General features: G+C 64.5%; 12 protein-coding genes. 5 read left to right on the top strand and 7 right to left on the bottom strand.

Going from position 1 to position 8,293, the window contains the following annotated elements:
* The 5 genes from WAN02_RS02055 to WAN02_RS02035 all read left to right on the top strand — a co-directional run.
* On the top strand, window positions 1-429 hold a 429-nt coding region (locus WAN02_RS02055), incomplete at its 5' end, for an ADP-ribosyltransferase domain-containing protein (RefSeq protein WP_422262373.1).
* Window positions 430-442: 13 nt separating this feature from the next.
* Window positions 443-658 (top strand): hypothetical protein, encoded by a 216-nt coding sequence (locus tag WAN02_RS02050; RefSeq protein WP_422262371.1) that lies wholly within the window; start codon window positions 443-445, stop codon window positions 656-658.
* Window positions 659-784: 126 nt separating this feature from the next.
* On the top strand, window positions 785-1,633 hold the full coding sequence (locus tag WAN02_RS02045; protein WP_422262375.1) for an HAD family hydrolase: 849 nt from the start codon (window positions 785-787) through the stop codon (window positions 1,631-1,633).
* A gap of 41 nt (window positions 1,634-1,674) precedes the next feature.
* Window positions 1,675-2,187 (top strand): FAS1-like dehydratase domain-containing protein, encoded by a 513-nt coding sequence (locus WAN02_RS02040; RefSeq protein WP_422262369.1) that lies wholly within the window; start codon window positions 1,675-1,677, stop codon window positions 2,185-2,187.
* 35 nt (window positions 2,188-2,222) lie between these two features.
* On the top strand, window positions 2,223-3,092 hold the full coding sequence (locus WAN02_RS02035; RefSeq protein WP_422262367.1) for a cyclopropane mycolic acid synthase family methyltransferase: 870 nt from the start codon (window positions 2,223-2,225) through the stop codon (window positions 3,090-3,092).
* Between the two features lie 9 nt (window positions 3,093-3,101).
* Here the strand turns inward: WAN02_RS02035 and WAN02_RS02030 are convergent, their stop codons facing one another.
* From WAN02_RS02030 to WAN02_RS02000, 7 genes are all read right to left on the bottom strand, one after another.
* On the bottom strand, window positions 3,102-4,169 hold the full coding sequence (locus tag WAN02_RS02030; protein ID WP_422262365.1) for a lysophospholipid acyltransferase family protein: 1,068 nt from the start codon (window positions 4,167-4,169) through the stop codon (window positions 3,102-3,104).
* 19 nt (window positions 4,170-4,188) lie between these two features.
* Window positions 4,189-5,289, bottom strand: coding sequence for an SDR family oxidoreductase (locus WAN02_RS02025; RefSeq protein ID WP_422262363.1), 1,101 nt, complete (start codon window positions 5,287-5,289; stop codon window positions 4,189-4,191).
* Between the two features lie 70 nt (window positions 5,290-5,359).
* A complete protein-coding gene (locus WAN02_RS02020) occupies window positions 5,360-5,461 on the bottom strand; it encodes a 30S ribosomal protein bS22 (protein ID WP_003402602.1) in 102 nt (33 codons plus the stop codon).
* Between the two features lie 215 nt (window positions 5,462-5,676).
* Window positions 5,677-5,928, bottom strand: coding sequence for a cell division/environmental response transcriptional regulator (locus WAN02_RS02015; RefSeq protein WP_325692771.1), 252 nt, complete (start codon window positions 5,926-5,928; stop codon window positions 5,677-5,679).
* Window positions 5,929-6,068: 140 nt separating this feature from the next.
* On the bottom strand, window positions 6,069-6,944 hold the full coding sequence (proC, locus tag WAN02_RS02010) for a pyrroline-5-carboxylate reductase (protein ID WP_422262361.1): 876 nt from the start codon (window positions 6,942-6,944) through the stop codon (window positions 6,069-6,071).
* 36 nt (window positions 6,945-6,980) lie between these two features.
* Window positions 6,981-7,796 (bottom strand): thioesterase family protein, encoded by an 816-nt coding sequence (locus WAN02_RS02005; protein ID WP_422262359.1) that lies wholly within the window; start codon window positions 7,794-7,796, stop codon window positions 6,981-6,983.
* 73 nt (window positions 7,797-7,869) lie between these two features.
* Window positions 7,870-8,293, bottom strand: a 424-nt coding sequence (locus WAN02_RS02000) for a sugar phosphate isomerase/epimerase family protein (RefSeq protein ID WP_422262357.1), incomplete at its 5' end; no start/stop codon positions are given.

Here is an 8,293-nt window from a genome sequence, read left to right as displayed (position 1 = left end):
AGCAATTACACTGGACTGGGACACGAGGACCTGAACGACGCGTTGAGGACTGAGACTATGGACGCATCTCAACATGCTCGTGTTGAAGCGCTGAATAAGGCACTGCAAAAATTGCCGCCACACATCGGCCCAGTTGTTCGTGGCACGGACCTGCCAGCCGAGGTGCTTCAGCGATATCACCCAGATGCGGTCGTAATCGAACGCGCGTTCCTCAGCGCTTCGAAGGAGCCCGCCGTGGCCCAGTCCTCGGCATTTGCCGGTAACGTCGAGTTCAGGATCCTGTCGAAATCAGGGCGGGACATCTCGTCGTTTTCACTGTTTCCCACTGAGCAAGAAGTCTTGTTCCCAAACGGCAAGCAGTTTTACGTAGTAGATCGAAAATCTGATCCCGACACGGGCAGGACGATCATTGAAATGATCGAGCGATAGAAGGAATTGAGCGATGGCCGAAGAAATTGCCGGGAAAATATTCTCAACACCCGAAGAAGCGGGTGTCACCCGGCCAACTGAAGAGGAGTTGGCCAAAGCACGCAAAATCTTCGACGAGTTTCAAGAGCGGGTCGACAGCGTGCCTGAAGCAGACCGTTGGACGGAAGTGCCGTCCAAGTTTTGGAATGACACCTCCGGCACCGAGTACGAGGGCTGGCAAGACCGCTAACTAGACCCCCACGCCGTCCCACCCCAACGTCACGCGGGCGGATAGTGTTGAACCGTGACCGCTCCCGGCGGCCCGGGCAGTTTCGAGCCCGGCCCCAACGCAGAACCCGACCCCGAATTCGAGACACTGGCCGCCAACGCCAGCGCCGAGCGGGCGCTGGAAGACGTCCAGGCCGACGAGGACTCTCGCCCTGAGCAGCCACCCGTCGACCTGACCGCGGCGGCATTCTTCGACGTCGACAACACCTTGGTGCAGGGCTCGTCGCTGATCCACTTCGGCCGCGGCCTGGCCGCCCGAAAGTACTTCACCTATCGCGACGTCCTCGGATTCGTATACGCGCAGGCCAAGTTTCAGGTACTCGGCAAAGAGAACAGCGACGACGTCGCCGCCGGCCGTCGCAAGGCGTTGGCCTTCATCGAGGGCCGGTCCACCGCGGAGCTGACCCAGCTGGGCGAAGAAGTCTTCGACGAGATCATCGCCGAGAAGATCTGGGAGGGCACCCGCGATCTGGCCCAGATGCACCTCGACGCCGGCCAGCAGGTATGGCTCGTCACGGCCACGCCCTACGAGCTTGCGATCACGATCGCCCGGCGCCTCGGACTGACCGGCGCACTGGGCACCGTCGCCGAATCGGTCGACGGGATCTTCACCGGCCGGCTGGTCGGCGACATCCTGCACGGCTCCGGCAAGGCGCATGCGGTGCGCTCGCTGGCCATCCGCGAGGGCCTCAACCTGAAGCGCTGCACCGCCTACTCCGACAGCTACAACGACGTGCCGTTGCTGTCCCTGGTCGGCACGGCCGTGGCGATCAACCCGGACACCGCTTTGCGCGACTACGCCCGCAAACGCGGCTGGGAAATCCGCGACTTCCGGACCGCCCGCAAGGCCGCCCGGATCGGCGTACCGTCGGCTTTGGCCTTGGGCGCGGCGGGCGGCGCACTGGCTGCGGTCGCATCTCGACGCCAATCTCGCTGATAAACTGCGCCGCTGAGCACCATAAGAGTGGAGAGCAGCGCATGTCACTGCCCGCAGGCACCCAGGACCTGATCGGGACCCACTACCGATACCCGGACTATTTCGACGTGGGTCGCGAGAAGATTCGCGAGTTTGCTGAGTCCATCTGCAACGATCACCCGTCGCACCACTCCGAGGAGTCAGCCGCCGAAATCGGCTACGACACCACGGTGGCGCCGCTGACTTTCCTCGCGGTCGCCGGACGACGCGTCCAGATGGACGTGTTCACCAAATTCGACATCCCGATCAACATGGCCCGGGTGTTGCACCGGGACCAGAAGTTCCTGTACCACCAACCGATCAAGGCCGGTGACAGGCTGTACTTCGACACCTATCTGGACTCGGTCATCGAGTCGCACGGCACGGTGATCGCCGAGATTCGGAGCGAAGTCACAGACGCCGACGGCAACCCCATCATCACCAGCATCGTCACCATGCTCGGCGAGTCGTCAAACCCAGACGCGAACGCAGAGGCGACAATCGCCGCAATTGCATCCATCCGCGCTGGCGCTTAGGGTCAGCCGGAACCTTTCAGGGGGAATCCAAACCAATGAGCACCGATCTCACGCCGCACTTTGACGACGTCCAGTCGCATTACGACCTGTCGGACGACTTCTACCGGCTCTTTCTCGACCCCAGCCAGACCTACAGCTGCGCATACTTCGAGCGCGACGACATGACGCTCGAAGAGGCCCAGCTGGCGAAGGTCGACTTGTCGCTGGGCAAACTGGGCCTGGAGCCCGGCATGACGCTGCTCGACGTGGGCTGTGGCTGGGGGGCCACCCTGCGCCGCGCGATCGAGAAATACGACGTCAATGTGATCGGCCTGACGTTGTCCAAAAATCAGGCCGACCACGTGCAGAAGTCGTTCGACGAGCTGGACACCCCACGCTCGCGGCAGGTGCTGCTGAACGGCTGGGAGCAGTTCCACGAGCCGGTCGACCGGATCGTCTCGATCGGGGCGTTCGAACACTTCGGCTTCGAGCGTTACGACGACTTCTTCAAGATGGCCTGGGATGCGCTGCCCGCCGGCGGAACGATGATGTTGCACACAATCGTCGTCCCGACCGACCAAGAATTGGCAGACCGCGGGATCAAGATGACCATGACGCGGGCCCGGTTCGCCCTGTTCATGATGAACGAGATCTTCCCCGGCGGCCGCCTGCCGACGGTCGCCATCGTCGAGGATCACGCGACCAGGGGCGGCTTCGAGGTCACGCGCGTTCAATCGCTGCGGCTGCACTACGCGCGGACGCTCGACTTCTGGGCGGAGGCGTTAGAAAACCGTAAAGAAGACGCCATCGCGATCCAGTCCGAAGAGGTCTACGACCGCTACATGAAATACCTCACGGGGTGCGCCGAGCTGTTCCGCGAGGGCGCCTGCGACGTGGCCCAGTTCACGCTGGTCAAGCCGGCTTAACTCAAGGCCTCAGCCGAAGAACATATTGCGGCGGCCGGCCAGCAGCTGATACAGCGTCTGCTGGATGGTCTCGCGCACCTGGTCGGTCAGCTCGAAGGTCACCATCGGGTCCTCGGCGTCAGCACCCTCGTAATGCGCTGTCTCGATCGGCTCACCGAACGCGATGTGCCACTTCGACGGCAGCGGCACCAGCCCAGCCGGACCGGCGAGCGGGAACAGCGGCGTGATCGGGAAGTACGGCAGCCCGAACAATCGCGCCAGCAGCCGCACGTCGGTCAGCATCGGGTAGATCTCCTCCGAGCCGACGATCGAGCACGGGATGATCGGCGCCTTGGCGCGCAGTGCGGATGCCACGAAGCCACCGCGGCCGAAGCGCTGCAGCTTGTAGCGGTCCTTGAAGCGCTTACCCAGCCCCTTGTAGCCCTCGGGGAACACCGCAGTCAGTTCGCCCGCGGCCAGCAGTCGGTGCGCGTCAGCGGTGCAGGCCATGGTGTGGCCGGCCTTGCGGGCTGCGGAGCTCACCATCGGCAGGTCAAACACCATGTCGGCGGCCAGCAGCCGCAGATCCCGGTGCGCCGGATGCGCGTCGTGCACCGCGACCGAGGCCATCAACCCGTCGAAGGGCAGCACGCCGGCGTGGTTGGCCACCACCAAGCCCGCGCCGGTGTCGGGGAGATGCTCGATGCCACTGACCTCGACCCGGAACCACGACTTGAAGAAAAACCTGAGCATCGGCCGCACGATCGCATCGTTGAAGTGCGGGTCGAAGCCGAACTCGTCGACGCTGTAGTCACCGGCGAGGCGGTGTCGCAGAAAGTCGGCGACGGCACTGACTTTTTGGGCGAGCTCGTTGCTCGGCCGTTCCGCACCGGATCGACTCGCAGCCCCGCGACGGTGCTGATCGATTTCGCGTACGACTGCAGCGATCTCGTCGGCGGACGCGCGGGTGTCGGGTTCAGAGAGCAGTGAGGGATGTTGGCGAGAGCTCTGCGTGCGTTGCCCGGCACGCCGTTGAGCCGCGGCACGGCCTGAATTCCCGTGCAGCGGAATAACTTTCGCTTTTGAATCGCCAGCCAAGAGTGAACCTAATCCCGCCCTAGTTGATTGTGGCTCGGCCGCCAAAGCGCTGCGCTGCTGCTACGGCACGGCCCTCAATGGAGCGTACCCACTCAGGATCGATAATGGGAGTCAAACCTCGGCCGCGTACATAATCGTCAAAAGCCTCCGCAGTCGACCACTTCGGGTGGTATTCGAGCTCTTGTTCCATCCGTGTGGTGTCCATCACTCGGCCGTAGCTCAAGTAGCCGAGTTGCTCGCGGTTGATCTCGACGTAGCGGTTGGCCTTGCGCAGCGAATCAAGTGCTGCGAGGCCAAATCCCGGTACCGGCAGCGCAACTCGGCCCGCCCGTCGAATCGCTTGCGACAGCATGATGATCCCGCTGGCGCCGATGTTAAAGGTGCCGGGCTTGCCGACCATCACGGCCCGCTCCAAGGCACCCAGCGCGTCCTGCTCGTGCAGGAGCTGCAGGCGGGCGTCGCGGCCTAGCACCGTCGGGACCAACGGCCCGGCCAGGTAGCGGGACAGCGTGGTCTCCATCGCCGGACCAATCATGTTGGCCAGTCGCAGGATTGTCACCGAGATGTCGGGCCGACGCCGGCCCAGCCCGCGGGTGTAACCCTCGATGTCGAGGCTGTCTTTGGGAAAGCCTTCCCCGAACGGACGGCGGCTGCTGCTGTCCTCGGTGAACAGCACCGGATCATGGGCGCTGGACCCGTACACCTCGGAGGTCGACTTCAGTACGACGCGACGCACGGACGGCGTGTTCTGGCAGGCCGCGAACAGCTGCATCGCGCCGAGCACGTTGATTTCCTTCAACGCCGCGCCGCCGCCCGAACGCGGCGCGAATGACGCCGCTGCCGCGTGAACCACGGTGTCGACGTCACCGTTTCGGATCACCTTGGCGACAAATGGGTTGCGGATGTCGGCACGGACGAATTCGGCGCGACCCATCCGCCGCAGCATGTCCTTACTGGGTGCGACCGCGTCGACCGCAATGACCCGGTTGATCATCGGGTTCTGCGCAAGTCGGGCTGTCAGATAACCACCCAGAAAGCGGCACGCGCCGGTGACCAGCACGACCTTCGGATAGTGCAGGCCATCGGCGCCGGTAGGTGACTGACCGTCCGACGAGTCCACCTGGTTAGCCTAGCGACCTTGCGCTACCGCGGCATCGGCTGCGAACGAAAGCAGCGGCCGGCGACAGAACTTACTTACCGAGTTTTCTGCGTTGCACCCGGGTGCGGCGAAGCAGCTTACGGTGCTTCTTCTTCGACATCCGCTTGCGCCGCTTCTTGATTACTGAACCCATAACTCCGCTATCTGTGTGGCGGCCCGAGTCCGCCATGGCCGGGCATCTGCAATAACCCGGTCACTCTACCCGGGTTGGCACATCGAACACCAAAGCGCACCAGTGAACCGAGACAGCTCACCGGTGCGGCCAAATGGCCGCGAGACTTAACCCGCTACGACGCCGTGTGGCGTGTCTTCGCAATGGTTTATGTGTCGCGGCCCAACTGCCCGGCCCTATCCAGCGTCGAAGTAGGAGGTCTCCAACATGTCGTGCACGGCCTTCGCGTGCACGCGGAAGGATCGCCCGACGCGGACCGCGGGCAGCTCACCGTTGTGAACCAGCCGGTAGACCGTCATCTTGCTGACCCGCATCAGTGCCGCCACTTCAGCAACCGTCAGGAATTGCGTCCGGGGCTGCTGGCCGTCTGCGGAACCCGTGTCTCGTCCCGATTTCCCGCCAGCCGATGGTCCGTTCATAGACGTCATCGCAACCCAATCAGTCAGGCTCCTGCAGTCCCAGCGGCTTCCCCTCCGCTGGCACCTAACAGGTGCATACCAACAAGGAGAATAGCGGGACTAGTGTGGTTATTGCGACGGGTGGTGGCAAATAAATAAAATTCTATAAATTACTCGGGTGTAATTCTTAGCTGCTCAGAGCGTGTTTTTGCAGCCCGCACAGCCTCGTCGACAGCCGCCCGCAAACCGTGCTTTTCCAATTCCCGCAGCGCAGCCGCAGTAGTGCCCCCCGGCGAGGTAACAATCGAACGCAGCCGCGCCGCGGTGGTGTCCAACGACAGGTCGCGCCGCGAGTCGCTGCCCGTTCCCCGGTCCTGCTCCATCCGGTCCAGCAAAAGCGCCGCCGAGCCCGCCATCGTCTGCGCCACCAACTCGGTGGACACCGCGCGACTGAGCCCCACCCCGACCCCGGCATCCACCAACGCCTCGATCATCAAGAAGAAGTACGCCGGGCCCGATCCCGAAACCGCCGTCACAGCGTCCAGGTGCTCCTCGGGGACCGTCAGCACCGCTCCCACCGAGTCGAACAGCGCTGCGACCTCCTTGAGCTGCTCAGGGGTCGCAAAACGGCCTGCAGCCATGGCGCTGATACCGGCGCCGACCAACGCCGGCGCATTGGGCATCACCCGGACCACCGGCGTCCCGGCCAGCAGCTTGGATTCCAGGTAGGTCGTCGTGACCCCGGCAGCGACGGTGATGAACACCTGATCGGGGCTGTCGTGGGCGGCTTCCGCGGCGACCTTGCCGATCTCACCGACCACCGAGCCGACGTCGGAGGGTTTGACCGCGATGATGACGAACGTCGCGTTCTCCACCGCATCGGGCAGCGACGTGACCAGCACGCCGTACGTTTCGGCGAGGTAGCGGGCGCGGTCCGGCATCCGCTCGGCGACCACCAGATCCTTGACCTGCCGCCCGGCCCGCAGGAGTCCGGACAGCAGGGCTTCACCCATGCTGCCGCCACCGACAAGCGCGATTCGAGCCATGCCGCCCAGCATCTCAGACGCCCGCGGGTTTTGTCGTTAGGGCGCGGGCACCATCGCCAATTGACGGCTCTGCACCACGATGCGGCCTGCCGAGTCGACGACGGTGTGGTCTTCGTCGAACCAGTCCTGACCGATCTGCACGCACGTGCACACCACCCGTAGCCAGCCGTCGGCCGGCAGCCCCCGCAGGTACGCGGTGAGCTGCACAGTCGGTGCCCAGCCGGTGCGGTTCACGGCGAAACTCACCGGGGCCGACACGTCGCCGCACATCAGGGCGAACAACACATCGGGTGCCACGCCGCGCGGCCGCACCCAGTTCTGGATCACCGGCGGTCGGCCGTCGGTGGAGATGCCCAACGATGAGATCAGCGGCCGCACTTCGCAGCCCTCAGACAAGTTCACCAGCCCGGCCAGTCGGTGGCCGCGGCCGATCGGCTCCACATCGTCGGGCGGCTCGGGATCCATCAGGCCCACCACCGGGTTGGCCGACAACAGCGGGGGCACCAGGTGCTCTGGCTCACCGAGCGTGATGACGGCATGCACGGCGGCGCGATCGCCCTGGACGAGTTCGACGTCGACGACACTGATCCGGCGTCCGCGCTTGCGCATCGACGTCAGCAGCCGCATCGGGCCGGGATCGGGTGCCGACAGGAAGCTGGCCGAAACCGCAACCGGCTCAACGGGTCCACCGTGCGCGGTGCGAGCCGCGTTGGCGCACAACGCCACCATCGCCCCGCCGTGCACCTTGGGCCCGATGGTCCAGTGCTTGTTCAGCTCACCCTCGTAGACGTTGTGCACGCCGTCGGAGTCGATCTCGCGGAGTTCCATCGCGGCGGTGAATAACGCGGTCAACTTGTCGAATATCCTTCGGGGTTCGTGGCGCCGCTCCTTCGCATCGCTTCGCTCTGCATCGTCGTCGGCGGCATCAACGCAGCAGGTGCGTGCGGGCGAATTGCAACGACTCGGCCAGCATGGCTTGACGCTCATGGGCTGACCGCGCCGACGACGTCGACACCTCCAGCACGACGTGGCCGGCGAAGTCGCCGGCGGCCAACATCTGGCAGACCTCGACCGTCGGCTGGTTGCCGCGGCCCGGCGCCAGGTGCTCATCGGCGGGCAAGCCGGTGCCGTCGCACAAATGCAGGTGCACCAGGCCGGAGCCCATCCGTTCGGCCATGTCCACCGCATCGGTTCCGGCCGTCGCGGTGTGAGACAGGTCCAACGTGTAGTGCGCGTGGTTGCCGTCCAGCGGGTCGTAGGACGGCGCGAATGCCGAGATCCCCGGCCCGGGTCCACCGCCACGCCGGCGCATCCGCTCCTTCATCTGCTCAGACGGGAAAAACCTGTCC

It is taken from the genome of Mycobacterium sp. (assembly GCF_049281135.1).
In the GTDB taxonomy this organism is placed as follows: domain Bacteria; phylum Actinomycetota; class Actinomycetes; order Mycobacteriales; family Mycobacteriaceae; genus Mycobacterium.
Note: the sequence above shows the minus strand (reverse complement) of the source record. Positions and strands in the feature narration are given on the sequence as shown.